Below are 26,507 nucleotides of genomic sequence, written 5' to 3'. Positions count from 1 at the left end.
GCCTGCAGAAGTTTTTCGCAGGCGCGCGCCCGGGACGGTTTCTAGGAATGCGTCGAGTTCCGCGGCGATTTTCGGGGAGAGACGAAAAGCAAGGTCGATGTGCTCCGTGACGTCGAAGAAGGGTCATTTATCCTCAGCAGAACAAGCCTGCACTTACAGGGCTGCCTGCTTCAGAAGGCGACGCGACGATGCCCCATTGTGTAGTCCCAGTCGCCGATCCACTCCACACGGCTGAGTCGATCCAACATGATGGACGACGGTGAGTCGGTCACTGCAGCTCGATTCCCTTCGAGCGCAGCTACTCGAATAGAGCCGCGATCATTCCTCATCTAGAGCATTCAGGCTCTTCGCATCCAGGTCGAGCGGAACCCGCCCCAACGCCTGCCCGACACTTCCCTTGGGATTGGCAGCGGTATCTACCTCGATGTGGCCAGTAGAATCCAAACTGAATGTCCCACCCCGTTCGTACATCTGCACAAGCGGCTCGAACGGCGATGGAAGATCCGCGAGGTCTGTGCGGATGTCCGAGAGCACGGCAAAATTGAGGGCCCACTCGATGGTCTCGGTGATCACCGGTTGTTGTAGGCCGATCTTGTCGGCAATAACGCTCACAATGTCGGCATCGATCCGAGCTGCGGGATCGATGCGGCCGGCGACGTCGAAGAACGGCCACTCGCCGCACCTTGTCTCCTGGGCCCACAGGGCAGATCGCCGCATGAACTCGCGCATGAGTGCCACGCGCGAACGGGTCCGATCGAACGAGCCGACCCAGTCGACCCGTTCAAGCCTCTCTGCAAGAACCAGTGCCGAAGCTGTCCTCATGGCTTGTTCCTCCGGGTGTACTGAATAAGGTCGTCCAAGCATTGACAGATCGGGCAGGACCTCGAACGGAGGGAGCTCCATACCCAGCTTCCGCCATGCCGCATAGGGGTTGCTATGTGTCTCATGCGGCGAGATCTCATGTGCACCGTAGTGTTGCCGGGTGAACCAAATGACCCCGTCAGAGTCATAGTTCATGACCCTGTATGGCATGCCTTCGGTCATGAGAACGCTCTCGACGCCTTCATGGATCATCAGCCTCCTGACAGGGAAGTCTTGGTGCAGGGTGACGCCGTTTGTGGAGTTGTCCAGCCGCCGGTGCTCGGGGCGCGGTCATTGCCCACGCCACCGCCCGGGCGCGGCTGTTGATGGGTTGGGGACGTTCTCCTTCCTGGACTCGTCGCCCCCTTCGGAATGGTGGCGTCCTTGGGTAGCTGGATCGTGCCGTCCGGCGTTTTGAGGGAGCCTTCGGGCAGGCTGACGGCGCCGTCGGGGATCTTCGGGACCTCGATGTGGCCGGCGTCTCGCTTCTTCTTCCCTCGAAGTCCTTGGAAGCCTTTAGCCGCACGGCGTGCGTGCCCAGCACAGCCGTTCCTGTCGGCAGGGCCGCCTCCGACACCCGGCGCCGCGCTGACCAGGTGCCGGCAGCCTGCGGCACAACACGGGACGCCACCAGCGGGACCGCGACATGTGCTCCGGTCTGGGGAAACGGGATCTGGGGCGACCGCGCGGCACACCCGGCTCGGTCCCTGTCGGCCTCGTCATGCGTAGGTCGAGGGTTCGATTCCCTTGGGTGGCTAGTGAGTGGGAAGCCTCAAGTCACTTTCTGACCTGGGGGTTCTTTCTTTGTTGGATGTGTTGGCGGCGCTGGGGCCGGGTGGTCGTTGTTCGGGGTGGAGTCGGGTCGGGGCGCTGTGCGGGGTGGTGGGGCGGGGCTAGGCTGAGCGGTGCCGCCCTGGACCCCGGCAGCGTGTTTTCTGTTCCGCTGCGAGGAGGCGTGTGGTGCAGAGGGACTCTGGAGATTCGGCTGCGGATCAGGTTGATGGTGCGCCACTTGTCGCCGGGACAGGGTTGTTGGCGGCGGGGGTCGGTCGATGTGCTGGGAGGGGGCCTGTGTTGGCGGCCGTAGGGCGGCTGCGTGCGTCGTCCGAGGTGGGGGAGCGGGGCGGTGATGTGACGGTTGTCGCTGTGCGTGGGCGGCTGGATCTCGGGGGGCTGCCCGCGTTGCGGGAACGTTTGCTGCACGTACCGTTCCGGCCCGGAAGTCTGCTGGTCGTGGAGATGTCCGGGGTCACGGACTGTGGGGCGGCCGGGCTGGCACCGCTGGTCGCGGCTGCTCGCCGGGCCCGCTTCCACGGTGGTGACCTGCGGCTGGCCGCGCCGAGCCCCGCCGTTGTCAATGCGCTGCGGACCAGTGGGCTGGGCCGGCTTCTGCCGGTCCTCGTGAGGGGCGACAGTGCCGCGGGCTTGCCCGCCGTGGGGGAGCCGAGGCGGGGAGCGCACGCCGCGGCCTGAGCGTACGCCGGCTTGTAGCCTGTCGGGACGTGACGGTCCTCGGGGGCGGGCTGGAGTTGGCGTGGTGCGGCTTGACGCGGTGGGGAAACGGTACGGCAGGGGGAAGTGGGTCGTCCGGGACGTGGACGTCGAGGCTCCCGAGGGGGAGGTGGTGGCGTTCGCGGGCGGGAACGGATCGGGGAAATCGACACTGCTGCGGATTCTTGTCGGCGTGTCCCGGCCGACGTGCGGTGTGGTGTCCGGGCGCCCGCCGGTCATCGGATACGTTCCGGACCGCTTTTCGCCGAACGAGCGGATGTCGGCGGCGGCTTATCTGACGCATATGGGCCGTATTCGTGGAATGGGTACGAAGGCGGCGACGGCGCGGGCGCGGGAATTGCTGGAACGGCTGGCGCTGGTGGGAGGCGAGAACGCACCGCTGCGGAGTCTTTCCAAGGGGAATGCCCAGAAAGTGGCGCTGGCGCAGGCGGTGATGGTCCCGCCTGGTCTGCTCGTTCTCGATGAGCCGTGGTCGGGGCTGGATGTCACGGCTCATGGTGTGCTCGGAGAGCTGATGGGGGAGGTGGCGGGAACTGGGGGTGCGGTGGTTTTCACCGATCACCGGGAGTCGGTCACCCGGGTCCGTGCGACGCGTACGTATGTGGTGGAGCGGGGGCGGGTGGCGTTGCGTGGGTCGGAGATGGAGACGGAGGTTGGGGAGGGGAGAAGGGGCCGGGCTTGCGTTGATGTTGTGCTGGGTGTGCCTGAGGGGGGTGAAGTGCCGCGTCAGCTTGATTGGGAGGGGATGGCGGGGGTGCTTGCGGTGACGGAGCGGGATCGGCAGGGGGCGCGGGTACAGGTACGGGTCGCGGTGAAGGTGGAGCCGGACTGTGCTGATGCGCTGCTGTACGAGGCGCTTCGGCACGGGTGGTCGGTGGTGGAGGTGACGCGTACGGGGGAGGGCGTGGCGCGTACGGGAGAAAGCGTGGCGCGTACGGCCGCGGGCGCGGGGTTTGGGGCGGGAGCTGGTGTGAGGGGTGGGGTGCGGTGATCGCGCTGGTCCGCTACCACTTCGCCACCGTGCTGCACACGCAGCGCTATCTCGCGCCGTTGCTGCTGTTCACGGGTCTGATGGGCGTACTGACCGTCAACGGCAACGGCCCGCTCCCGCCGACCTATGCCTCGTCCGCCGGGGCGCTGTTCGTGTGCGCGACGTGGCTGACGATCGCGCTGATGAGTCTGGACGACGCGGCGCAGCGGGCAGTCGTCGTCGTGAGTGCCGGCCGGTCGCTCAGGGTTCTGGCCGGGGCGGTCGTCACATCTTTGCTGAGTTGTGTGGTTCTGATGGGGTTCGGACTGTTCTTTCCGCTGTGGCTGGGGGACTACCGGGTCGCGCCCGCTGATCTTCTGTTGGGGGTCGAGGCACAGCTCACCTGCGCGTTCGTGGGGGTCGGCATCGGGGTGCTGTGTTCGCGGCTGGTTTTCAGGCGGCAGGGTTACGCGCTGGTGGCTGCTCTGGCGTTGGTGATGGTGCTGCTTTTCACGCGCGGGCTGCCGCCGGTGAACCGGCTGTTCCAGGTGATGGCCACGGCCTCCGACTCCGCGGCGCTGCTCGGGCCGGCGGGCGCAATGCTCGGGCTCGCCGCCGGTGTCCTGGTCGTGTGCACGGCCGTCACGCAGTATGTGGCCTCCCGTAGGGAGTGAGGGGGAGGGGCAGGGATAGGGATAGGGAGGGTGAGGGGGTGCCGGGGGTGTGGGCGGGCTGAGGGGGCGCGGGCACGATGAGGGGCTGTGGGGCGTTGAAGCGGGGTGAGCCGGAAACGTATGCGTCCATGGCCATGGCTGGATCAACGGCTGCGCCGGTGACGGCCGGGGCCCGTCGCATAGGCTGGCTCTTTCAGGACAGAGTGGACAGGGACACAACAGGGACGGCGTGAGGGGGCCGCGCCGAGCGGAGGCCGACCGCAGCCCGTGGCAAGGAATGGACGTGGGGGTTTTGGCGATCGGTACGCGAGAAGGACATGACGGGCCTGAGGAACGGCAGCCCGGCGAGCCTGTTGACCCTCTTCACGGTTCCTCTTCGGACGGGAGCCCGGACGACGGCGAGTCGAAGGGGGAGGGGGTGAAGGCGAACGAGGAGAAGAGGGAGAAAAGGGAGAAGGGGAAGCAGCGGTCCTTTTGGAAGGAGCTGCCGATCCTGATCGGTGTGGCGCTGGTGCTCGCCCTGCTGATCAAGACGTTCTTCGTCCAGGCGTTCTCGATCCCCTCGGACTCCATGCAGAACACCCTGCAGCAGGGCGACCGGGTTCTGGTGGACAAGCTGACCCCCTGGTTCGGCACCGAGCCCGAGCGTGGCGAGGTCGTCGTCTTCCATGATCCCGACGGCTGGCTGAGGGGCGAGCCGACCACCCAGTACAACGCGCTCCAGAAGGTGCTCAGCTTTGTCGGGCTGATGCCGTCGGCCGAGGAAGAGGACCTGATCAAGCGGGTCATCGGTGTCGCCGGCGACACGGTGGAGTGCAAGGGCACCGGCCCGGTCAAGGTCAACGGCAAGGTCCTCGACGAGCCGTACGTCTTCCCCGGCAACACCCCGTGCAGCTCGGACGCCGAGTTCAAGGTCACCGTGCCCAAAGACCGCATTTGGGTGATGGGTGACCACCGGCAGGACTCGATGGACTCCCGCTACCACATGCAGGACGCCCACCAGGGGATGGTGCCGGTGAAGGAAGTGGTGGGGCGGGCATTTGTGATCGCCTGGCCGGTCAGCCGTTGGGACACCCTGCCGGTTCCGGACACTTTTGCTCAAAAGGGTCTTGAGGAGAAGGCCATGCAGGCGGCGTCCGTGGCGACTCCGCATGCGCTGGCGCTCGTGGGTGCGGTTCCGCTGGTGTTCTGCCGGCGCCGGCGCCGGCGCCGGCAGAAGCGCGGTGACGGGCCTGGACGTACCGCTTGACGCGGCCTGACGCGGCCTGACGCGTCAAGAGCCGCGAGGGGGAGCGTGGCGGTGGGGCGCCGCCTCATGGGAGTACGGGTCCCCTCGGGCGGGTTAACGGAAAATGCTGGAAAGCCCAGGTCGGGCCCCCTCTGACCTGGGCTTTCGGCTGTCTGGGAGGGGTGCGGGGGTGGATGCTCCGGGATGCGGGCGGGGATGGGTGGGGGCATTTTGGGGCATGGGGCGGGAATAGGGCGTAGTGGCCGTCGGGGTCGCTGCGAGCTGGGCCCCTCGCGTGAGCCGTGGTGCGGGTCCGTGCGCGGGTGGGGTCAGGAGGGTCTGCGATGCTTCGGAGTCCGATGCGGGTCGCCGCTGCCGCCGTGGCGCTGCTGGTTGTTGCCGCGGTGCCGTCGTACGTCGTGGGCTCGTCCACCGCTGGAGCCGCGGGAGCTGAAGGGGGCGCGGGAGCCGCGGATCGTGGAGCGGTGGCCGGGCCGGGCGCACACGTACCGGGAAGTGCGGGGGCAGGGGGCCGTGCGGGCGTACGCGGCAAGGAGCCCGTACGGGTGGCGCACCGGGGAGCTTCCCGGATGGCGCCGGAGAACACCCTCGCCGCGGTGGACGCCGCACACCTGAACGGATTCGACTGGGTCGAGAACGACGTACAGCGCACCTACGACGGGGAATTGGTGGTGATGCACGACACCACCCTGAACCGGACGACCGATGTGGAAAAGGTGTTTCCCGGGCGGGCGCCGTGGCGGGTGGGTGACTTCACGGCCGCGGAGATAGCGCGACTGGATGCCGGAAGCTGGTTCGGAAAGGCGTTCGCGGGGGAGCGGGTACCGACCCTGGCGGATTATCTGCGGCGTCTCGATCACAACGGGCAGCGGCTGTTGCTGGAGGTCAAGTCGCCGCAGCGATATCCGGGGATAGAGGAGCGGATCGTCCGGGAACTGCGGGAGCGGGGATGGCTGGATCGGCCGCATGTGAGGGACCGGCTGATCGTCCAGAGCTTTGTGACGCGGTCCGTGCGGGCGGTGCATCGGGCGGCGCCGCAGGTACGTACGGCAATACTCGGATCGCCACCGGAATCCCGGCTGGGCGAGTACGCGGAATTCGCCGACCAGATCAACCCCCGGCTCTCCGAGATCAGTTCAGGATATGTGGCGGCGGTGCACCGCAAACGCGGCCCGCACGGAAAGCCATTGCTCGTTTACACCTGGGATGTGAAGCCGCCGCTGGGGCTGGACACGGCTACGGCGTACGGCGTCGACGGGGTCATCGACTGAGGGGGCGGCGGGGAGCCCGGGGCGCGAGGATGAGCCAGGGGAGCCCGGGGCTGAGGGGAACGGGAACTCGGGGTGCGGGGCAGGCCGGCGTGATCCTTCCGCCCGGTGGTCGCATGACAGGATGAGCGGTCGTGACGATTCGGGTGCTGATCGCGGACGACCAGGAGATGGTGCGCCGGGGGCTACGGCGCATTCTTGAGGCCCAGCCGGACATCGAGGTGGTCGGGGAGGCGGCGGACGGAGTGGCGGCGCTGGCCCAGGCCCGTACGCTGCGGCCCGATGTCGCGCTCGTCGACATCCGCATGCCGGGACTGGACGGCCTGGAGGTCACCCGCCAGCTCGCCGGTTCCGGCGCCGATCCCGCGCTCAAGGGCAAGATCAGGGTGGTGGTCGTGACCACCTTCGACCTCGACGAGTACGTGTACCCGGCGCTGCGCCACGGCGCCTGCGGCTTTCTGCTGAAACGGTCCGGCCCCTCCCTGCTGGTGGAGGCCGTACGGGCGGCGGTGGCCGGTGACAGCCTGATCAGCCCCTCGATCACGGTCCGGCTGCTCAAGCACGTCACCACCGCCCGGCCCGCCGCGCCCCGGGCCCTGGAGCCCTTGACCGACCGGGAGACGGAGATCGCGGGGCAGGTGGCGGCCGGCAAGACCAACGCGGACATCGCGCGGGAGCTGTTCATCTCGGCGGGCACCGTGAAGACCCATGTGGCCAGCATCCAGCGCAAGCTCGGGGTGCGGAACCGGGTCGGGATCGCCGTACACGCCTGGGAGATGGGATACGCGGAGCGAGGACGTCCGCAGTGGTGACGGGATATGGGCTGAGTGGGGGCGTGGGCGTGGGCGGGGGCATGAGCTGGAGCGTGCAGATGAGGGTGCGGGCGCGGGTGCGCATGCGCGTGCGGGTTCCGGGGCGGATTCGGGTGCAGGCGCACGTACTGGTGCTGGTGTGAAAGCGGGGGCAGTTGTGAGGGCAGAGGGGGATGCCGGGCCGGGACGGCGTCGGCTGACATGGTGTGTGAGCACCGCCGTGTGTGTGGCGGGGCCGGCGCTGCTCGCCCGGCCCGGCACCACCGCCCAGGCGATCCTTGCCGCACTTCCCGCGACGGCGGCGGTCTTCGCCGCTCCGATGCGCTGGCCGTGGCGGCGCGTTCCGCTGACCACCGCCGCGATCGTGGTCCTCGCCCTGTCCCTGGCCGTCGACGTGGTCTACCGGGGCCCGAAATCCTATGCCGGGCTGTGGGCCGTCGCCGAGTTCCCGGCGCTGCTCGTCCTGACCGGCCGGGTGGTGCGGCGCGCGCCGGACCGGCAGGCCGCGGTGGTGGGGGCGCTGGCGGTGGCGGCGACGGTGCTCCTGCCGCTGCGCTTCCTGTTCGCGGAGCCCAGCGTGGCGGGTTCCGCGGTTGCCCTGACCTGCGCTTTCGCCTTCTTTCCCGCGGTGGGCGCGGCCGGCACCGGCCTGTACCTGCGGACGCTGGAGAACCGCCGGATACGGGCGGTGGAGAAGGCCCGCCGCGATCAGCGCCTGGAAGTGGCGGGGGACCTCCACGACTTCGTGGCGCACGAGGTGACCGGCATCGTGCTGGAGGTCCAGGCCGCTCGGGTCGCCGCGTACGACCGGGAACAGCTCGACGAGCTGCTGGAGCGGCTGGAGGAGGCGGGACTGCGGGCGCTGGAGTCCATGGACCGTACGGTCAGGACGCTGCGCGACCCCGAAGGCGGCGGCGAGGAGGGGCAGCCGCCGCCGACCCGCGTGCACGGCCTGGCGGATCTGGCCGAGATGGTGGAACGGTTCGCCGCGACGGGCGGCGGTGTACGGGCCGGGTCGGCCGTACGGACCGTACTGGAGCTGGAGGAGGGGCTGACGGGGGCACTGCCGCGGGAGACGGAGGACGCCGTGCACCGGGTCGTGCTGGAGGCGCTGACGAACATCCGGCGGCACGCGGCCGGGGCCGGCCGGGTGACGGTGACGGTCGCGCGGGTCGATGAGGGCGCGGGTGATGTGGGGATCACGGGGGATGTGGGGATCGCGGCGGGTGTGGGGACCGCGGCGGGTGTGGGTGGTGCCATCGGTCCTCGTGATGTGGGTGGTGCCGGTGGTGTGAGGGACGCGGTGGCAGTGACGGTCGTGGATGACGGAGGAACGTCGGGTGGTAGGTCCGGTGGGCCGCTGAGCGGGGCGCGGCAGGCCGGTGGGACGGGGCTGGCCGCGCTGCGCGCCCGGGTCGAGGCGCTGGGCGGCCGGCTGGAGTACGGCTCGTACGGGACGGGCTGGCGGGTACGCGCCGTACTGCCGGCCGCCGGCCGCCGGCCGCTGAGGCGCTGAGGCCCTGAGACGCTCGTCGGCGCTTCACCGAACCGGCGATCCGGTGAAGGCCGGCCGGCCGAGCCGCGATATCTGCCGAACGGCAGATGTAGGCCGGACATGTGCCGCGGATGCTCGGGAGTGCAGCCGATCAGCACCTTCCGGAGGATCACGTGGTCACGTTCAGGACCTGTAGCGACAAGCCCCGTAGCACCATGGTCTCCACCGCAAAAGCCCGTGCCGCCGAGCCCGGTACCGCGAAGGTGCGTGCCACCACGCCCCATATCACCAAGCCCCATATCACCAAGCCCCGTGCCACCAAGCCCCGTGCCACCAAGCCCCGTGCGGCCCTGGCCGGCGCCCTGGTCGCCCTGGTGGCCGTCGCCGCCACCGGCTGCTCCGTGGACGCCAAGAACGCCGATCCCGCCGTGAAGACCTTCGCCTTCAGCGGCCGGACCCTGGACGTCAAGACACACGAGATTCCGGCCGACCTGGTCGCCGCGGACCGTAAGGACGTCAAGGTCACCCGCTGGTTCGAGGCCAAGTCCGGCAGCGAGCACCTGCGGTGGGAACTGAAGGACGGCACGCTCGACCTGGAGGCGGGCTGCTCCGGCATCGCCATCTGCGACGCCCGTTTCAAGGTGGAGGTGCCCCGCGGCGTCACCGTGCTGCGCGACGGCGAGCCGACCAAGCTGCGCGGGAGGGGCTGACCGTGCTCGAACTCGTCGACGTCACCAAGGTCTACCGCGGCGGCAAGCGTGCCGTGGACGGCATGACCCTGCGCCTGGGGCCGGGCATGATCGGGCTGCTCGGCCCCAACGGCGCGGGCAAGTCCTCCCTGATGCGGATCGCCGCCACGGTCACCCGCCCCACCTCCGGCCAACTCCTGTACGAGGGTGCCGACGTGACCCGGCGGCCCGGCGCGCTGCGCGCCGCCCTGGGCTACCTCCCGCAGGACTTCGGCGTGTACCCGAACCTGACGGCACGGGAGTTCCTGTCCTACCTCGCCGCCGCCAAGGGGGTCCCGGCCCGCGCGGCACGCGCCCGTATCCAGGAGCTGCTGGAGCTGGTCAACCTGACCGAGGCGGGCAAGCGACCGCTGGGCAAGTACTCCGGCGGCATGCTGCGCCGGGTCGGCATCGCGCAGGCGCTGCTCGCCGACCCGCGGGTGATCGTCGTGGACGAGCCGACCGCCGGACTGGACCCGCAGGAACGGGTACGGCTGCGCAACCTGCTCAGCGAACTGGCCGCCGACCGCGTGGTGATGCTCTCCACCCATATCGTCTCCGACATCGAGTCGGTCGCCGGGGACATCGCCGTCGTGGCGGGCGGCCGGCTGCTGCGCCGCGGCACGCCCGAGGAACTGCTGCGCGAGGTGGCGGGGCAGGTGTGGGAGGTGCTCGTGGGGCCGGAGGACGTGGCGGCCGTGCAGGCACGCTACGTGGTGAGTCGGATGGTACGTACGGCGGAAGGGATACGTATCCGGCTGCTGTCCCCGGAGCGGCCTTATGAGGGGGCCGCAGAACTGACGCCCGACCTTGAGGACGCCTATCTCGCGGTGATCCATACGTACGCGGGCGGGGACGCTTACAGGAAAGGGGGCGCTTACACGAAAGGGGACACCGGTGGCGCGCGTCGAGGGATGACGGGGGCGGCGGGAATGGCGGAGATGCGGGGGACGGCAGGGGTTACTCGGACGACGGGGGCGACTCGGGCGGCGGGGGCGACGCGGACGGCGGTGACCCGGTGAGGGCGTACGCACTCGGCGGCCTCGCTCTGGGCGACTTCCGGGACCGGGTGCGGCGGCCCGCGTACGCCGTGACGCTGCTGGCCGCCGTGGGCCTGGGCTATCTGGCTGTACCGAAGCCCGACTCGCATTGGGTCATCCTCCAGATAGGTGAATTCCGGGGCACGTACAACAGCGCGTACGTCGGCGTGGCCACCGCGCTGGCCGGAGCCCTGTGGCTCTCGCTCGGCGGTTTCTACGTCGTACGCAACGCACTGGCCCGGGACGAACGGTCCGGCGTCGGGCGGCTGCTGGCCGCCACGCCGCTGCGGACCACCGCCTACCTCGCGGCCAAGCTGTTGAGCAATGTGCTGGTGCTCGCCTCGATGGTGGCCGTGCTGGTGGTGACCGCGCTGGTCATGCAGCTCGCCCGGGGGAGGCCACGGCCGTCGACGTGGTCGCGCTGCTCCAGCCCTTCGTGCTGATCACGCTGCCGCTGATGGTGGTGACCGCCGCCGTGGCGCTGTTGTCCGAGGCGGTCCCCGTGCTGCGCGGCGGACTGGGCAACGTGCTGTGGTTCTTCTGCTGGATGGCGCTGGTGCTGGGCGGGCAGCGGCCCGACGCGCCGCTCGGCGGCATCGGTTTGCGGGGCGCTCTCGGGACCATGCGGGACGACCTGATCGCCCAGCACGGCGGTGCCAAGGGCGAGTTCAGTCTGGGATTCACCTACCTTGATGAACCGCTGCACACATTCGAGTGGCACGGGTTTACGCCGGACACCGGGTTCGTACTGAGCCGGCTGGCGGTGGTGCTGGCGGCGGCGGTGGTGGCGTTGCTGCCGGTGCTGTGGTTCGGGCGGTTCGATCCGGCGCGCGGGGGCTTGCGGGGCGGCGGCGCGGGGGAGTCGTACGGCCTGGAGCAGTCGCACGGCTTGGAGCAGTCGTATGGCTTGAGGGAGTCGTACGGCTTGGGTGAACCGGGCGAGTCCGGCGGATCGGTGTGGCGTACGAGCGCATCGGCATGGCGTACAGACGGATCGGTGGCGCGCACCAACGCATTGGCGGTGCATCCGGTCGGACCGGCATGGCACACGGCCGGGCAGCGGCTGCTCTTCGGTGAGCTGCGCATCCTTCTCCAGGGCGTCGCCTGGTGGTGGTGGGCGGGCGCCGCGGTGATCACGCTCGCCGGGCTGCTGGTGCCCGGCGCCGGAGCGGTACGGGTGGTGCTCCCCGCGGCCTGGATCTGGCCCGTACTGATCTGGTCCCGGCTGGGGACCCAGAGCCATGAAAACGGTGTGCAGGCCCTGCTCGGCGCGTATCCGTCGGTACGCCGTCGCGCGCTGGCGGAATGGGGGCCGGGTTCCTGCTGACCGCGGTGGCCGGCGCCGCACCGCTCGTACGGCTCGTGGCGGCGGCGGACTGGCCAGGTGTGGCGTCCTGGTGTGGCGGCGCGCTGTTCATCCCCTCGCTGGCGCTTGCGCTGGGCTCCCTCTCCCGTACGCACCGGCTCTTCCAGGCCCTGTACCTGCCGTTGTGGTACGCCGTCGCCAACGGTCTGGCACCGCTGGACTACATGGGCGCCACCCGGCTCGCGGGGCAGCCGGCCGCGCTCCCGCCACTGCTGGTCACCGCGCTCGCGCTGGTGATGCTGACGGGGACGGTGTGCGGAGCCGGGGCGGTGCGGCGGTCCGTGTCCTTCTCGTAGGGTTTCGGGGACGTTGATGTTGACATTGACGTTGACGCATCGCACAAGCGGTCGCATGTGCGTACTCGGCGTACCCGGTGTACTCGGCGTACTCAGCGAAGCCGTACACGAAGCAGCAAATGACGACCAGGAAACAGGAAACGGGACATGTCATGACCGAGTCCGTGTGGGGCGGGGAACGGCTGGATCTCGACGCCTACCTCGCCCGTATCGGCTACGAGGGGGACCGCGAGCCGACGCCGGACACCCTCCGGGCGGTGCACGCCGCGCACGTTGCCGCGATCCCCTTCGAGAACCTCGATGTCGTACTGGGGCGGCCGATCGTCCTGGACCTGGAAGCCCTCCAGGAGAAGCTGGTCGGCCGGCGGCGCGGCGGTTACTGCTACGAGCAGAACCTCCTGTACGCGGCGGCCCTGGAACGTCTCGGCTTCCGGGTCACGGGCCTGGCCGCCCGGGTCCGTATGGGCGAGAGCAAGCTCCGCCCGGTCACCCATGCGCTGCTGAAGGTGACATTCCGGGACAGCAGGGGCGGCTGGGGTAATGGGGGCGGCCGGGACGGCGGGGAGGGCGGAGACGGCGGAGACGGCGGAGACGGCGCGGACGGTGGCGAGTGGATCACCGACGTCGGCTTCGGCGGCGAGGCGCTGCTTGCCCCGCTCCCGCTGCGCGAAGGCGTCGAGTCCCGGCAGGGCGTCTGGACATTCGGCCTCGTACGGGAGCAGGGGCCCGGACAGGGACCGTGGGTGCTGCGCTCCGCCCGCGAGGACGGCTGGCTCGACGTGTACGCCTTCGGGTCGGAGGAACGCTTCCCGGTCGACTACGGCGTCTTCAACCACTACATCTCCACCCATCCGCGCTCGCCGTTCATACGGCGGGCGGTGGTGCTGCGGCCGGGACCCGAGGTGCGGCGGTCGCTGATCGGTACGGAGCTGACGCTGAGCCGCCCCGGGCACGCGGACGAGGTCCGGCAGGTGGCCCCGGAGGAACTGCCCGCCGTGCTGGCGGGGGAGTTCGGCGTCGAACTGGACGAGCGGGACGCGGACGCGCTGGTGAAGTACAACTCGCAGGCGTGAGGTCGCGCTCGCCGGGTGCCGACCTTGAGGCACCTGAACCTTGAGGCACCCGGGCATCAGCCACCTGGGCACCCGGCATCCGGCATCCGGCACCTGGAACCCACGCCCGGCACCGGCACCTGGCCCCACCCCGGCCCCACCCCCGGCATTCAGCGGATGACGGCGATCCCCTCGATCTCGACCAGCGCCGCCTCGTCCCACAGCCGGGTGGTCCCGACCACGGCCATCGCCGGGTAGTCACGCCCGACCAGTCGTTTCCATACCCGCCCCAGCGCCGGCGCCTGACGGCGGTAATCGGCCACGTCCACGGCGAAGACGGTGAGCTTGGCCAGGTCGGCCGGGCCGGCCCCGGCGGCTTCGGCGGCGGTCAGGAGATTGGTCAGTGCCTGCTCGAACTGTTCGACGAGGCCGTCACCGACGATCCGTCCGGCGCCGTCCAGCGCGGTCTGCCCGGCCAGGAAGACCACGGTGGAACCCGGCGCGGCCCGTACGGCATGGCTGAAACCGGTCGGTGGAGAGAGCCGCGGCGGATTCACCCGCTCAAGACGCTCCCCGGACTCAAGACGCTCCCCAGGCTGAAGACGCTGTCCATACTCCCCGCGCTGTCCGTACTCAACGCGCTTCCCATACTTCCCGCGGCCCTCATACTCTCCGCATTCCCCGGCACCCTCGCTCATCCCGCCGCACTCCCTCCGCCGCCCCGGACCGCGCGGTGACCGCAGCCGCGGCGTCCGCCAGTGGCCGTCGGCCGTCCAGAGTGCCCCACTCCCCGTACGGGCGGAAGCGCACGAACGCGCTCTCGTGGTGGAAGGGCTGCGAGCGGTCGTCCTTGACCGCGTCGATGTGTTCCGGCTCGGCGGTTCCGTACGCGTACTGGTTCATCGCACGGGCGCTGCGCCACACCGAGAACGTACTGACGAAGCGCGGTGGCCGGGCCAGGGCCGCGGAGAACATCATCCCGGGGGAGGCGGCGGCCCGTCCGGCGGCCCGGGAGTTGGCCCGCAGAAACGGTACGGCCCGGCGGAGCCGCAGCCGGCCGAAGGTGAGGACGGCGACCGGCTCCTCCGCCTCGGCTTCCGCCGCGTCCTCGGGCGCGATCTCGACGGGCATCGGGCCCCACGAGCCGGCGATCCGCAACGGACGCAGCCGTATGTGCCAGCCGGAGGCGAGGCGCTGGGCCAGCGGGTGGTCGGTAAGGAAGCGGTCGAGCGCGGCATCGTCCTCCCAGGCGGCGAGGAGGGCGGCACGGCCCGGGACCAGGCGGGGCGGACCGGCAGCGATGCGGCCGGTGAGCAGGGTCTCGCCGTATCGAAGCCCGGAAGGCCCGTACGCCTTGAGTGCCCCGGGCTGTGGACGGTGCCGCAGCACACCTGCGACCGAGCGGACACCGACATCGGCGATATGCACGGAAACGATCACGTTGCACCCCGTTCTTCGACTTTATCCAGCGGAGCTACTAGCCCGTATACTGCGTGGTACACCACACAGTATCCGCTCCCGTAGCCGCAGAGGCGAGGCGAATGAGCCAAATCGACCGCAACCGTGCCGCACGCGCCGAGATCCGCGCCCGCATCGAGGAGACCGCCGCCCGGCTCTTCGCCGAGCGCGGCTACGCGGGCACGACCATCGGCGACATCGCGGCCGAGTCCGGCCTGAGCAAGCCGATGCTCTACCGGTACTTCGACTCCAAACAGGAACTCCACCTGTCCCTGCTCGAACGCCACCGCGACGAACTGGCAGCCGCCCCCATGAGCCGGCTGCTGCACGGCGCGGGCGATCTCGACACCCGGATGCGCGCCATGTACGAGGCGTGGTTCGGGTACGTCCAGAGCAGCCCGTACACCTGGCGGCTGCTGTTCCGGGACACCACCGGCGACCCCGAGGTGCAGGAATTCCACCGCGAACTGCAACGCCGACAGCGTGAGACCGACATGGCCCTGCTGCGGGAGTTCGCCCCCGGGATCCCGGAGGAAGAACTGGAACCGCTGGGCGAGGCGATCCGCAGCTCCCTGTACGGCCTCGCCCTGTGGTGGCTGGACCGCCCGGACCAGCCCCGCGAGGTCCTGGTGGCAGCCATGACCCGGCTCACCCGCGGACTGCTGGCGACCGTCGGCGAGGGTTAGAGGGTTACGCAGGTGGAGAGTTACTGAGGTGGAGGGTTACAGAGGCGGAGGGTTACGGAGGTGGGGGTTGGACGCAGCGGACGCGGTCAGTCGCGCGCTCAGCGAGTCGCACGCTCGACCAGGATGCTTACGGCGTGGCCCGGATCGAACCAGGTGTTGAGCAGCACCTGCACCGGGTGGGAGCTGTCGGAGCAGTCGCCGCGCCCCCAGCCCCAGCCCGCACCCTGAGCCGGAGGGGTCCCTCCGGTCATCGCCGCCAGGCGGATCAGTGCGGTCTCGGTGGCCACCGCACGCGCCTTCTCCATCGGCCATGTCAGCACCTGGGCATTCTGGGCAGCGGCGAGGACCGGCGAGAGCCCGCACCCCGCCGCGTACCAAACCGAGTGGCCGCGGCGGCGGGCATCCCGGAATTGCTCGGTCCAGACGCGTTCATCGCTTGTCCGCCGCCTGAGGTTGTCCGACTTCCCGATGTAGAGCACGGGCTGGCCAGGGACATCGGCATCGATCCAGACATAGGTGCCGGAGCCGTCGGCAACGGCATCACTCTCCGGGCCGATCGCGGCCCGCACCAGGCTCATGTCCATTCCCACCGCACCGCCCGAGTGAAATCGTCCGAGCCTCGCACACAGCCGTCGCGCCGCTCAAGAGGGTGATGCGTGGGCTGCATGAGCTGCGTGAGCTGTGTGGGCTGTCTGAGGAGCGGCTCACAGGGGCGGATGCAGGGCGGCGCGTAGGTCGGTGAGCCAGTGGGTGATCATGGCGCGGGCGAGCCGGGTTCCGGGGGCGGACAGCTCGAAGCCGTGCCAGGCGCCGGGTACGTTGCGTACGGTGACGGGCACGCCCGCGTCCATCAGGCGGCGGGCGTAGGCCAGGCCGGGGTCCCGCAGGGGATCGAGGTCGCAGACCACGACGTACGCCGGGGGCGGACCGCCCGTAGGCGAAGCCACCGCCGTGGAAGTGGAGGACGGCGGGCAGCGGGCCGCCGTGCGTGGGCGGCTTCCGGGCTGAGAGATCCTGCGCGGACGGTTGCTGCGGGGACGGTCGCTGTGCGGACAGTTGCTGGTTGGGGGGTTGCTGGTTGGACGGCTGCTGGTTGGACGGCTCTTGGCCGGACGGCTCCCGTCCGCCGGTTCCGTCCGGGCGGTAGACCTCGACCGACAACGAGGTGCCGTCCGGCCGGGGCACCTCGAAGCGCTCACTGGTGACGCCCGAGCGGTCGGCCCGCCGCCCGATCAGCGCGGAGACGTTCCGGCGGGTGGCCTCGATGTCGTCGTACGGGTTGCCGGCCGGGGGCAGCCGGTCGAGCACCGGGATCAGTTGGGGATCCACGTACATGGCCGGTCCTCCTCGGGCTACGGATGGTGGGGTACGGGCAAGCAGGGGGCGGGCCGAGCGGGTCAGGTCACGCAGGGGCAGGGGCAGGGGCAGGGGCCGGGGCCGGGGCAGGAGTGCCGGTCGCGGCGGGAGCGGCGGTGGCGAACAACCGGTCTCCGGTGAGGGACCAGACCTCGGTGATACGGCCGTCCTCGACTGCGAGCATGTCCATGCCGCTGACCGCCTCCGCGCCGGGGCGTACGGCGACATAGCGCTGGACGACGGTCGCCTCGTCGACGACCGGTGCGCCCTCCACGCGGTACTCCAGGCCGGGGCGGTCCGCGCGGTGTGCGGCGATGAAACGCCGCAGGTCATCCGGGCCCCGGAAGGAATCCGTGTCGGCGGCCGGGATGACCGAGCCGAAGTGGATACGGAAGTCCGGGGAGAGAATCCGGTCGGCCAGCTCCAGACGGCCGTTCCACATCGCGGTCCACTGCTCGAAAAGGTACGCGTTGTTCATGGGGATCACTCTTCAGGGCAGCACCGACACCGTCCTGTCGGTGTTTTGCCGGAGATCCACATCGGTTCCGGATTCTCTCCTCGGAGCCGTCCCCGAAGTGTTCGCAGTGTTCTCAGCGTCTGCCGCCGAGTGAGGGGAGCGCGGTCATCCCGTGCCCCAGCGCACCCAGTTCCCGTTCGAACAGTGACCGGTCGAAGTCGCGCGGTGGTGCCGTCTCATCCAGTGGGTGTACGGCCCGTATGCGGTCTGTACGGAAGCCGCGTACCGCCTCGCGCAGCCGGCACCAGGCGATGAGGTACCAGTGCTCCCCCGTGTTGCCGCCCAGGAACCCCAGGGGCTCGACCGTACGGCCGGTCAACTGACCGCCCTTGTCGGCGTATTCCAGGCGCAGCACCCGCCGTTCGGAGAGCGCTTCCTGGAGGGCGCGTGGTACGGACGCCCGGGACTCCTCGGGGGCTATCAGCCCGACCCGTGCCGCGAACGCGTCGGCCGCCGCCCGTTCCCTCTCCGGCATCACCGCCAGCACCTTGTGCAGGGCCGTACGCGCCGCCTCGGCGAAAGGCGTGCCGTCCAGCGCGTGCAGCCCCACCGCGAGGGCGGTGGCCTCCGCCGCCGTCATCGTCAGGGGCGGCAGGGTCTGCTGCCGGTCCAGGGTGTAGCCGCCGGTGCGCCCGGGCTCGGCGTATATGGGCACGCCGGACTGCTGAAGGGCGCTCAGGTCGCGTTCGACGGTGCGTGTGCTGACCTCGAAGCGTTCGGCCAGCCAGCGGGCACTGCGTGGCCGGGGTGCCGCGGCCCGCAGTTCTTCCACGAGTGCGTACAGCCGGTCCGTACGGTTCATTCCCCCGCTCCTCCTGTGTCTGTTTTCCCTCGCGTCTTCCCTTCCTCCCTCATACGCCACCGCTCACCCTGGGCTCCTGCCCTGACCCGAGGCCCGCATTGAGTGCCGCCCGCATTGAGCGCTGCCCGTACCGAGCTGCCGCCGTCATTTCGCGTCGGCATAGCACTCCACCACGGCCGTGGTGAACGGAAAGCGGACCGGCGTCTCGCCGAACGTGATCCGGCCCGCAAGCGCGGCAGCCGCCGATATGGCCTCGGCCACCGCCGGAGCCTCCTCCTCGGGACAGTGCACGATCACCTCGTCGTGCTGGAAGAAGACCAGCTCGGCCCGGCCTCCTGCCACGGCCCCTGGTCCCGCCCCGCCGCCGTCCCCGCCCAGCGACCGGCGCAGGGCGGCGAGCATGAGCAGGGCCCAGTCCGCCGCACTGCCCTGGACGACGAAGTTACGGGTGAAGCGGCCACGGGCCCGCGCCGCGGCCGTGCTGCCGTACGCGGCGGCCGGTGCCTCCTCCTGCGGCAGGCCCGCCTCCTCGGGCGGTGTCACGGACGCGGGCGGGCAGGTGCGGCCCAGCCAGGTCCGTACGAGCCGGCCTTCCTCGCCCGCCCGCGCCGCCTCGTCCACGTACTCCACCGCGGCCGGATAGCGGCGGCGGAGATCGGCCATGTACTTGAGGGCGTCCCCGGAGGTCTGGCCGTAAATGGCGCCGAGCAGCGCGAGCTTGGCCCGGTCGCGGTCACCCTTGAACGCGCGCCTGGCGAGGTCGGCGTACAGGTCCTCCCCGCTGCCCGCCACCTCCATCAGCCCGCGGTCGCGGGAGATCGCGGCCAGCACCCGCGGCTCCATCTGGTCGGCGTCGGCGACCACCAGGCGCCAGCCCGGGTCGGCGACCACGGCCCGGCGGATCACCTTGGGGATCTGCAGGGCGCCACCGCCGTTGGCGGTCCAGCGGCCGGAGACCGCGCCGCCGGGGAGATACTCGGGGCGGAAGCGGCCCTCGCGCACCCACTGCTGCAACCATGTCCAGCCGTGGGCGGTGTAGAGGCGGTAGAGCTTCTTGTACTCCAGCAGGGGCGCGACCGCCGGGTGGTCGATGGAGCGCAGCTCCCATTGCCGGGTCGAGGTGAGCGTGATGCCGTCGCGGGCGAAGGCTTTGACGATCTCGGCGGGCAGGTCGGGCCGTACCCGTACGCCCTCGCCGAACGCGCGCGAGACCTCCTCGGCCAGCTCCGCCATCCGCCGGGGCTCCAGCCCGCCCGGATAGCGCTCGCCCAGCAGGCCGTCCAGCAGCCGGCGGTGCACATCCGCCCGCCAGGGCAGCCCGGCCCGGCCCATCTCGGCCGCGACCAGCATTCCCGCCGACTCGGCCGCGAGCAGCAGCCGCATCCGGTCCGGGTGCCCGGCCTTTTCCGTACGCGCCACCTGGGCGGCGTACACCTCCAGCAGCGCCGTGAACTCGTCGGTCCCCGGGGGCAGCGGCACCGGGCCCGGCTCGAAGAGCGAGGGCTGGGTCTCGGCGCCGCGCACGGGCGGATCGTCGGGGACCGGCAGCCCGCGCAGCCGTGCCCAGGCGGCGGCCAGCGAGCGGGGCTGGCCGTACTGCCCTTCCTCGTGCCCGATGAGCAGGGCCTCGGCGGCCTCGACGTCATAGCAGCGCCGCACCCGCACCCCGGCCGCGAGCAGCGGGCGGTAGGTCGTCGCGGTGGACCGCCACACCCACCGCTCGACCTCGGGCCGCGACCGCACGGCTTCGACCAGGCTCGGCTCCCACAGCACGGGCCCGGCGGCCCGCCCGTCCGGGGTGAGCGGGCAGAGACGAGCACCCCCGTCGCCCGTCTCCGCCACCGCCCACCTCATGCGGTGAGTCTCGCACCGAGGTCTGACAACGCCCCGCCTCAAACTCCCCACACCCCCGTTCGGCCCCACCGGCCCCGTTTCGCCCGCCCTGCCCGGAGCGCTCAAAGGGCAGGTCAGCCCTTGTGTACGGCCGACTCGACTCCTCGCGCACGACTCAGCCGCTGCGTACGGCTCAGTCCTTGCGTACGGCCACGGTCCGGTCCCGGCCCGTACAGCGCGCCAGGTGGGCGGCCTCCGCCTCCAAGGCGTCGGCCGGCACGTCGCCCGCCTCCTCGAACAACGTCACGACCACCTCCTCGTCCGTGAACTCCCACACCCCCACGACCCGGCCCCCGTGTACCACCACCGGGGATATCCAGCCCGCGGCCCGGCTCACCGCCTTGCGCCGGGACGGTGCGATCAGCCGGGTGTCGGCCGTGCCGGGGCCGAGTACGTACTGATCGAAGCCGGCCAGCAGCCGCACCTCCCGCGAGGGGTCCGTGGCGGCCAGCGCGTCGGCGTCCTCGGCCAGTACGTACGCGCCGCGCTCCCCGTCGACCTCGACCTCCGTGAGCTGGTCCCCGAGTTCTTCGAACCAGCCCCGCAGCACCGGCTTACGGGTCGCCCCGCGCAGCAGCCAGGCGTCGAACGCCGCCGGAGTGGCAGGACCGTGGGCCCGCAGATACGCCGGTATCACCACGCGCGCCGCTTCCTGCGGATCCGGTATCCCGCCCCAGCCCGGCACCCATGAGCGCGGGGCCGCAAATGTCACCTTCTGTCCCTGCGCCGGCCCCTGGCACAGCCGTCCCGTCCAGGCCAGCGGCTTGAGCACGGTGCTCCACCCGGAGGCGAGCTGCTCGCCCAGCCCGTCGAGCCCGTCCCGCGCGAGCACCGCGTCCGTCAGCTCCTGCCGGGTCAGCACCCGCCCGTCCAGGATCTCCTCGACGGCCTCCCCCATGGCCGCCACCTGCCGCGGACTGACACCGAACGCCTTCTGCCAGGCCGGTTTCTCCCACGTACGGGCGGCTCCGAGCAACGAGAGGTACGCACCCGCCTCCTCCGCCCGCAGAAGATGCAGCGTGCCCCGCATGGCCCACGTCTTGACGAGCGAACGCGCCGCCAGCCCCTCCCGTACGCCCGAGGCCGACGCCCCCTGCGCCGAACCGGCCGTCATCTGAGCCGAACCGGCCGCCGTCCGACCTCCCGCGGCCGGCTTCCGCTGCCGGGTCGCCACCGCCAGCTCCGCGGACGAGGCGACCTGCGCCTGCACTCCCGCGAGCCGCCCGACGATCTCCGCCGCCGAAGCGTCCGTCCGCGGCGCCAGGCCCTGCTGCCGCAGCCGCCAGGCCAGCACCTGTTCGTAAGTGACCTTCTTGCACCCCGTCATGGACCCATTGCACACCCCGCCACTGACAATCGCCCTGACCTGCTGTCCTGATGGTTTTTCAGGGTGGTGTCGGGGCTTGTCACGCGCTCCTCCGCGCCCGCGCCGCGCACGCCATTGGCCGGTTCCCGGTCCTACCCGGCCCGCGTGTACGGGGGGACAATGCGGCCCCGAGCGCACTGATCACCGGCGTGCCGGACGAACGGAACCGGCCGGACCGGCTAGGCAGAGCGAAGCGGAACCAAGCAGGACCAGTCAGGGCCAGTCAGGACCAAGCGGGACCGAGCAGGACCGAGCAGGACCGAGCAGAGCCAAGCAGAACACCAGAACACGGCAGACGAGACAGGACCCGGCACAGCAGCCGGTATACACCGGACCAGGCAGACAAGGGAGTCGCCCATATGGCCATCGCGCACCGCACCGTCGGTTCAGGCCCGCGCCACGTGATCGTCCTGCACGACTGGTTCGGTACCTCCGCCAATTGGGGATCGGTCCTGGACTTCCTCGACCGCGAGGACTTCACGTACGCCTTCATGGACTACCGCGGATACGGGGACCGCAAGTACGTCCCCGGCCGCTACGACCTCGCCGAGATCGCCGGGGACGCGCTGGCCCTGGCCGATCAGCTCGGCTGGGAGCGGTTTTCCCTGGTGGGGCACTCCATGGGTGCCAAGGCCATGCAGCAGGTCCTGGTCCGCGCGCCGCACCGGGTGACGCGCCTGGTCGGCATCGCCCCGCTGCCCGCCGTCCCGTACGAGATGGACGAGCAGACCCGCGCCCTTTTCTACGGCGCACCGGCCGACCCCGGCAAACGCCGGACCATCATCGATCTGGTGACCGGCCACCGGGCGAGCCGCGTATGGCTGGACCGGATGGTCCGGCACTCCGTGGACATCTCCCGCCAGGAGGCGCACGCCGCCTATCTGGCCGACTGGCAGCCGCTGGATCTCTCGCAGGCGGTCGCGGACGCCCTCAAGGAGCAGCCCGTCCCCGTACGGCTGATCGTCGGCGAGTACGACCTGGCGGTGTCCGCCCAGCTCGTACGGGCCACCTGGCAGCCGGCGTACCCGGACGCGGAGATCGTCACCCTCTCGGGCTCGGGCCATTTCCCGACGCACGAGACGCCGGTGGCCCTGGCCACGGCGGTGGAGGACTTCCTCCGGGACTGAGCCCCAGCACGTCATCAGCTCACGCCATCGGCCCACGCCATCGGCCCACGTCATCAGCCCACGTCACCCGTGCCACGTCCGCCACGTGACACATAGCGCGCCATGTCCACCCGTACCGTCTCCGCCTGCGCCCGTCCCCCGACCTCTGGCAGCATGGTCCCCAGCGAAAGCGACAAAAGCCGCAAAGGTGGCAAATATTTTGCTGAGTCTGAGGGCGAGGTGTGGGCGATGCGGGTGGCGCTGGCGCAGACGGACTGTGTCCTCGGCGATGTGGAGGAGAACCTCGTCGTCGCCCGCGAGCAGATCGATGCCGCGGCAGCCCAGGGCGCGGACCTCGTCGTCTTCCCCGAACTGAGTCTGCACGGCTATCACTTGGGCGGCCTGCGGCGTGACACCTCCATCGAGTCGAACGACCCGCGCCTCCTGGGCCTGAGCGTCATGGGCCCCGACGTCCTCGTCGGCTTCCACGAGCACACGAGCCTGCGGGCGCACAACACCTCGGCCTATTACGCCGAAGGCGGGCTGCTGCACGCCCACCGCAAGCTCTACCTCCCCAACTACCTGGCCTGGGAGGAGCGCAAGCACGTCAGTCCGGGGCAGACCCTGCGCGCGTACGACCTGACCAAGTCGCCCAGCGGCGGCCGGGGTGCGACGCTGGTCTGCAACGACGCCTGGCAGCCGGTGCTGCCCTGGCTCGCGGTCCAGGACGGCGCGGAGGTGCTGTTCGTACCGACCAACAGCGCGGCCAGTCTCGACCCGGAGGCCATGGACACCTGCCTGTACTGGGAGACCCTGCTCTCCTATACGGCGCGGATGCTCCAGTGCTGGCTGGTGTTCGTCAACCGGATCGGCAACGAGAACGGGGCGTCCTTCTGGGGCGGCTCTCGGGTGGTGGATCCGCGCGGCGCGGTCGTCGCCCAGGCCCCCAAGTGGGAACCGGCCCTGGTCACCGTCGACATCGACCTCTCCGAGGCGCGCCGCCAGCGCCGCGCCGTCCCCCTGGTCGCCGAGGCCCGCCTCGGGCTGATCGCCCGCGAGGTCCGGCGTCTGATCGACGAGGGCGGCGACCACTGAGTCGCCGGCGATTCATCCGGCAAGCTCCCAGCGGAAACGTCACCGCACACACGATCGAGTGACGCGCACCCGATACGCCCGCACAACGTCGCCTACGCTGACAGTGTCGCTCCGCACGGAGGAGGTCCAGTGGCATTGGCAGCCCCAGAGCGCGAACCGCGAACGGCCGGTGACGGAAGTGACGGCAGCACGGCCGCGTCGGTCGAGGACGCCTTCGATGAGCCTTCGGGCACGCGCTATACGCGCGAGACCGCGGTGCAGATCTCCAAGACGATCAAGCTGCCTGCTCCTTTCGATTTCGAACTCGACACCGACGAGTTCTGAACCACGCCGCCGGGGCCGGGGGCAGCGTCGTGAAGCCCGCCGGTCACGGCGTAGGCCCGGCGTAGGCGCGGAGTAGGCGCGGAGTAGGCCCGCCCGGGAGCCGATCCGGGGCGGGCCCAAGAGCCCGTGTCCGTCGCTGGAGCCCGTGTCCGTCGCTACCAGCTCGACTTCCGGACGCCCGGCAGGTACCCGGCGTGCGCCTGCTCGCGCAGCCGTACGCGGGAGAGGCCGAAGGCGCGGAGGTAACCGCGCGGGCGGCCGTCGACGCCGTCGCGGTTGCGTACGCGGGTGGCGCTGGCGTCGCGCGGCTGGCGGGCCAGTTCGCGCTGTGCGGCGAAGCGTTCCTCCTCGGGTGTCCGGGGGTTGCGGATGACGGCCTTCAGCAGTGCCCGCCGGGCCGCGTAGCGCGCGACGGTCGCCCGCCGCTTCTCGTTCTTCGCAATCTTGCTTTTCTTCGCCATCAGACCTTTCCTCCGCGTGCGCGGATCCGGGCGACGGCCGCCTCGATCCCGATCGTGTCCACGGTCTTGATCCCCTTGGCGCTGAGCGTCAGCCGTACGGTGCGGCCCTCGCTCGGCAGCCAGTACCGCCGGCGCTGGATGTTGGGGTCGAAGCGCCGGGACGTGCGGCGGTGTGAGTGGGAGACGGTCTTTCCGAAGCCGGGCTCGCGTCCGGTGAGCTGGCAGTGGGCCGACAAGGCTCAGCACCTCCTAATGAAAATGGAAACCATTTCTGTATAGTAGCCCGTATGGCCCGCAACGAACTACGACCCGTGATCAAGCTCCGGTCCACGGCAGGCACCGGCTACACGTACGTGACCCGTAAGAACCGCCGGAACGACCCCGACCGCCTCGAACTGCGCAAGTACGACCCGGTCGCCGGCCGGCACGTCACCTTCCGAGAGGAGCGCTGAACGCCATGAAGCCCGGAATCCACCCCGCCTACGGGCCGGTCGTCTTCCGCGACCGGGCCGCCGGCTTCGCCTTCCTCACCCGCTCCACCGCCACCAGCGACAAGACGGTCCGGTGGGAGGACGGCAACACCTACCCCGTCATCGACGTCGAGATCTCCTCGGCGAGCCACCCCTTCTACACAGGGACGGCGCGGGTACTGGACACCGCGGGCCGCGTCGAGCGGTTCGAACGCCGGTACGGGAAGCACGGGACCCGCTGATGGAGCGGCGCGAGCAGGGGGAGCGGCTCCGAGGGGGCGACGGGGGCGGGCGGCTGTCCGTGGCGATCGTCGGCGGGCTGCACGCGGACGCCCGCCGGGTAGTCGTGGAACGGCTGCTGCACACCGTGCCCGGCAGCGTAGCCCTGCATCACGACCTCTCCTCGGCCACCGAGGGCACCGTACGGCGAACCGTCCGCGACGCCGGGGGAGTCCTGGACGCGGGCGAGGCTCCGCTCGTCAACGACTGCGCGTGCTGTGCCTTGCGCGAAGACCTGGTGCCCGAACTGGAGCGGCTCGCCGCCGGCCGGACCTGCCGGCTGGCCGTCGTCGAACTGTGGGATTCGGTCGAGCCCAAGGCGATGGCCGAGGTCTTCACGGCGTACGGCGGCGAGTCGCTCGCGCTGACCGGCGTGATCACGGCCGTGGACCCGGCGCTGCTGCTGCCCTACCTCGGCTGTGGCGACGACCTGACGGAAGCCGGGCTGGCCGCGGCCCCCACCGACCGGCGGACGGTCGCGGACACCTGGGCGCGGCAGTTGGAGTACGCGTCGGTGCTCGCGGTCGTGCAAGGGGAAGCGGCGGAGGGCGGGGGGCGTGGGAGGTACGGCGAGCCGACGCAGCCGGTCTGTCCGAGGCGGCCGGTCTCACCGGGCCGGCCGAGACGGCCGAAGCAGCCGAAGCAGCCGAAGTGGCCGATCCGGCCGACCTGGAGCTGCTCTCCCAGTTGCATCCGACCGCCCGGCGGATTCCGGTCGCCCTCGGGGAGCCGGCCGGGAAGCCGGCCGAGGAACTGGCCGCCGCCGCGCTCGCGGGATTCGACGTGGAGGCGGCGGCCGGCCGCCAGCACCCGGCCTGCGCGCTGCTCCCCCAGGAGGCCGACGCCCATGGGGTCGCCACCCTCGTATGGCATCGGGTCCGGCCCTTCCACCCCGGGCGGCTGTACGCGGCGCTGGAGGACCTCGTCTGTGTGGCCGCCCGCAGCCGGGGCCGTTTCTGGCTCGCCGACCGGCCGGACACGCTGCTGTCCTGGGACGCGGCGGGCGGCGCGCTGTGCGTGGAGAGCGCCGGGCCCTGGCTCGCCTCGCTGCCGGACGCCGCATGGGAACTCGTACCACCGATGCGGCGGGCCGCCGCCGCGCTCGACTGGGACGCGGAACACGGGGACCGTGCGCAGCATCTGGTCTTCACCTCGCCCGGTCTGGACCGGGAGGGGCTGACCGCTCTGCTGGAGTCCTGTCTGCTGACGGACGCGGAGTACGCGGGCGGCCCGGCGCAGTGGCAGCGGCTGCCGCACGCCTTCGACGAGCTGCTGGATCCGGTCTCCTGAGGGTGGGGGTGGCGGATCGTTTCGCCGGTCTCGCCCCTACCCGGCTCTGCCCGTGATCCCTTGCGGACAAGCGGCGTCGCA

At 70.7% G+C, this 26,507-nt stretch carries 26 protein-coding genes and 2 pseudogenes; 17 read left to right on the top strand and 11 right to left on the bottom strand.

All coding sequences use genetic code 11. From position 1 onward, the window contains the following. Positions 1-318: 318 nt before the first annotated feature. Complete coding sequence (locus KGS77_RS15255; protein WP_242581738.1) at positions 319-1,074, bottom strand: hypothetical protein; 756 nt, start codon at positions 1,072-1,074, stop codon at positions 319-321. A 1,324-nt stretch (positions 1,075-2,398) separates the two neighbouring features. Here KGS77_RS15255 and KGS77_RS15250 point away from each other — a divergent pair. The 10 genes and pseudogenes from KGS77_RS15250 (at position 2,399) to KGS77_RS15205 (ending at position 13,344) form a co-directional block, all read left to right on the top strand. After that, positions 2,399-3,364 (top strand): ABC transporter ATP-binding protein, encoded by a 966-nt coding sequence (locus tag KGS77_RS15250; protein ID WP_242587487.1) that lies wholly within the window; start codon positions 2,399-2,401, stop codon positions 3,362-3,364. Beyond that, positions 3,361-4,017, top strand: coding sequence for a hypothetical protein (locus KGS77_RS15245; protein WP_242581737.1), 657 nt, complete (start codon positions 3,361-3,363; stop codon positions 4,015-4,017). The genes KGS77_RS15250 and KGS77_RS15245 overlap by 4 nt, the downstream gene beginning before the upstream one ends. Before the next feature lie 283 nt (positions 4,018-4,300). Next, positions 4,301-5,266: a signal peptidase I gene (gene lepB, locus KGS77_RS15240; protein WP_242581736.1), complete on the top strand. Its 966-nt coding sequence runs from the start codon at positions 4,301-4,303 to the stop codon at positions 5,264-5,266. Positions 5,267-5,589: 323 nt separating this feature from the next. Beyond that, positions 5,590-6,537 (top strand): glycerophosphodiester phosphodiesterase family protein, encoded by a 948-nt coding sequence (locus tag KGS77_RS15235; RefSeq protein ID WP_242581735.1) that lies wholly within the window; start codon positions 5,590-5,592, stop codon positions 6,535-6,537. A 131-nt stretch (positions 6,538-6,668) separates the two neighbouring features. Next, positions 6,669-7,346: a response regulator transcription factor gene (locus KGS77_RS15230; RefSeq protein ID WP_242581734.1), complete on the top strand. Its 678-nt coding sequence runs from the start codon at positions 6,669-6,671 to the stop codon at positions 7,344-7,346. A 208-nt stretch (positions 7,347-7,554) separates the two neighbouring features. Beyond that, positions 7,555-8,862, top strand: coding sequence for a histidine kinase (locus KGS77_RS15225; protein WP_242581732.1), 1,308 nt, complete (start codon positions 7,555-7,557; stop codon positions 8,860-8,862). Positions 8,863-9,056: 194 nt separating this feature from the next. Further along, the gene (locus KGS77_RS15220; RefSeq protein WP_242581731.1) at positions 9,057-9,551 is read left to right on the top strand and encodes a hypothetical protein; all 495 of its coding nucleotides are present in this window, start codon (positions 9,057-9,059) and stop codon (positions 9,549-9,551) included. A 2-nt stretch (positions 9,552-9,553) separates the two neighbouring features. Then, complete coding sequence (locus tag KGS77_RS15215) at positions 9,554-10,591, top strand: ABC transporter ATP-binding protein (protein WP_242581730.1); 1,038 nt, start codon at positions 9,554-9,556, stop codon at positions 10,589-10,591. Next, positions 10,588-12,271, top strand: a pseudogene (locus KGS77_RS15210) (hypothetical protein). Before KGS77_RS15215 ends, KGS77_RS15210 begins: the two are co-directional and overlap by 4 nt. Before the next feature lie 152 nt (positions 12,272-12,423). Beyond that, positions 12,424-13,344: an arylamine N-acetyltransferase gene (locus KGS77_RS15205; protein ID WP_242581729.1), complete on the top strand. Its 921-nt coding sequence runs from the start codon at positions 12,424-12,426 to the stop codon at positions 13,342-13,344. Between the two features lie 149 nt (positions 13,345-13,493). Here the strand turns inward: KGS77_RS15205 and KGS77_RS15200 are convergent, their stop codons facing one another. Together KGS77_RS15200 and KGS77_RS15195 are read right to left on the bottom strand one after the other, a co-directional pair. Further along, entirely contained in the window at positions 13,494-13,880 is a 387-nt protein-coding gene (locus KGS77_RS15200) for a RidA family protein (protein WP_242581728.1), read from the bottom strand. 106 nt (positions 13,881-13,986) lie between these two features. Then, positions 13,987-14,763, bottom strand: coding sequence for a spheroidene monooxygenase (locus KGS77_RS15195; RefSeq protein ID WP_242581727.1), 777 nt, complete (start codon positions 14,761-14,763; stop codon positions 13,987-13,989). Positions 14,764-14,864: 101 nt separating this feature from the next. Between KGS77_RS15195 and KGS77_RS15190 the strand changes: the two genes are divergently transcribed. Next, positions 14,865-15,467 (top strand): TetR/AcrR family transcriptional regulator, encoded by a 603-nt coding sequence (locus tag KGS77_RS15190; protein WP_242581726.1) that lies wholly within the window; start codon positions 14,865-14,867, stop codon positions 15,465-15,467. A 98-nt stretch (positions 15,468-15,565) separates the two neighbouring features. Here KGS77_RS15190 and KGS77_RS15185 read toward each other — a convergent pair whose 3' ends face one another. The 6 genes from KGS77_RS15185 to KGS77_RS15155 form a co-directional block, all read right to left on the bottom strand. Beyond that, a complete protein-coding gene (locus KGS77_RS15185; protein ID WP_242581725.1) occupies positions 15,566-16,051 on the bottom strand; it encodes a hypothetical protein in 486 nt (161 codons plus the stop codon). Positions 16,052-16,171: 120 nt separating this feature from the next. Continuing rightward, positions 16,172-16,414 carry an alpha/beta hydrolase fold domain-containing protein gene (locus tag KGS77_RS15180; RefSeq protein WP_242581723.1) on the bottom strand — a complete coding sequence of 81 codons (243 nt, stop codon included), beginning with the start codon at positions 16,412-16,414 and terminating at the stop codon, positions 16,172-16,174. Positions 16,415-16,869: 455 nt separating this feature from the next. Continuing rightward, positions 16,870-17,301: a nuclear transport factor 2 family protein gene (locus KGS77_RS15175; RefSeq protein WP_242581721.1), complete on the bottom strand. Its 432-nt coding sequence runs from the start codon at positions 17,299-17,301 to the stop codon at positions 16,870-16,872. A gap of 112 nt (positions 17,302-17,413) precedes the next feature. Beyond that, complete coding sequence (locus tag KGS77_RS34625) at positions 17,414-18,142, bottom strand: YafY family protein (protein ID WP_277994228.1); 729 nt, start codon at positions 18,140-18,142, stop codon at positions 17,414-17,416. Positions 18,143-18,286: 144 nt separating this feature from the next. Further along, positions 18,287-19,996, bottom strand: coding sequence for a bifunctional 3'-5' exonuclease/DNA polymerase (locus tag KGS77_RS15160; protein ID WP_242581719.1), 1,710 nt, complete (start codon positions 19,994-19,996; stop codon positions 18,287-18,289). A gap of 172 nt (positions 19,997-20,168) precedes the next feature. Next, a complete protein-coding gene (locus KGS77_RS15155; protein WP_242581717.1) occupies positions 20,169-21,362 on the bottom strand; it encodes a crosslink repair DNA glycosylase YcaQ family protein in 1,194 nt (397 codons plus the stop codon). 398 nt (positions 21,363-21,760) lie between these two features. Here KGS77_RS15155 and KGS77_RS15150 point away from each other — a divergent pair, with 398 nt between their 5' ends. The 3 genes from KGS77_RS15150 to KGS77_RS15140 all read left to right on the top strand — a co-directional run bounded on the left by KGS77_RS15150 (position 21,761) and on the right by KGS77_RS15140 (position 23,926). Further along, positions 21,761-22,528: an alpha/beta hydrolase gene (locus tag KGS77_RS15150; protein ID WP_242581715.1), complete on the top strand. Its 768-nt coding sequence runs from the start codon at positions 21,761-21,763 to the stop codon at positions 22,526-22,528. A gap of 228 nt (positions 22,529-22,756) precedes the next feature. Then, positions 22,757-23,602 (top strand): nitrilase-related carbon-nitrogen hydrolase, encoded by an 846-nt coding sequence (locus tag KGS77_RS15145; protein WP_242581713.1) that lies wholly within the window; start codon positions 22,757-22,759, stop codon positions 23,600-23,602. A gap of 129 nt (positions 23,603-23,731) precedes the next feature. Then, the gene (locus KGS77_RS15140; RefSeq protein ID WP_242581711.1) at positions 23,732-23,926 is read left to right on the top strand and encodes a hypothetical protein; all 195 of its coding nucleotides are present in this window, start codon (positions 23,732-23,734) and stop codon (positions 23,924-23,926) included. Positions 23,927-24,081: 155 nt separating this feature from the next. Here the strand turns inward: KGS77_RS15140 and rpsN are convergent, their stop codons facing one another. Both rpsN and rpmB read right to left on the bottom strand, forming a co-directional pair. Continuing rightward, positions 24,082-24,387 (bottom strand): 30S ribosomal protein S14, encoded by a 306-nt coding sequence (rpsN, locus tag KGS77_RS15135; protein WP_242581708.1) that lies wholly within the window; start codon positions 24,385-24,387, stop codon positions 24,082-24,084. Further along, positions 24,387-24,623, bottom strand: coding sequence for a 50S ribosomal protein L28 (gene rpmB / locus KGS77_RS15130; protein WP_242581706.1), 237 nt, complete (start codon positions 24,621-24,623; stop codon positions 24,387-24,389). The genes rpsN and rpmB overlap by 1 nt, the downstream gene beginning before the upstream one ends. A gap of 51 nt (positions 24,624-24,674) precedes the next feature. On the opposite strand from rpmB, the gene rpmG reads away from it, so the two are divergent. The 3 genes and pseudogenes from rpmG (at position 24,675) to KGS77_RS15115 (ending at position 26,426) form a co-directional block, all read left to right on the top strand. Next, positions 24,675-24,839, top strand: coding sequence for a 50S ribosomal protein L33 (gene rpmG, locus KGS77_RS15125; protein ID WP_242581703.1), 165 nt, complete (start codon positions 24,675-24,677; stop codon positions 24,837-24,839). Positions 24,840-24,844: 5 nt separating this feature from the next. Next, a complete protein-coding gene (locus tag KGS77_RS15120) occupies positions 24,845-25,099 on the top strand; it encodes a type B 50S ribosomal protein L31 (protein WP_242581701.1) in 255 nt (84 codons plus the stop codon). Then, positions 25,099-26,426: pseudogene (locus KGS77_RS15115) on the top strand (GTP-binding protein). Before KGS77_RS15120 ends, KGS77_RS15115 begins: the two are co-directional and overlap by 1 nt. Positions 26,427-26,507: the final 81 nt, after the last annotated feature.

This window comes from Streptomyces sp. MST-110588 (assembly GCF_022695595.1).
Taxonomy (GTDB): domain Bacteria; phylum Actinomycetota; class Actinomycetes; order Streptomycetales; family Streptomycetaceae; genus Streptomyces.
The sequence above is the reverse complement of the archived record's forward strand: the minus strand, read 5'-3'. Positions and strand labels throughout refer to the sequence as shown.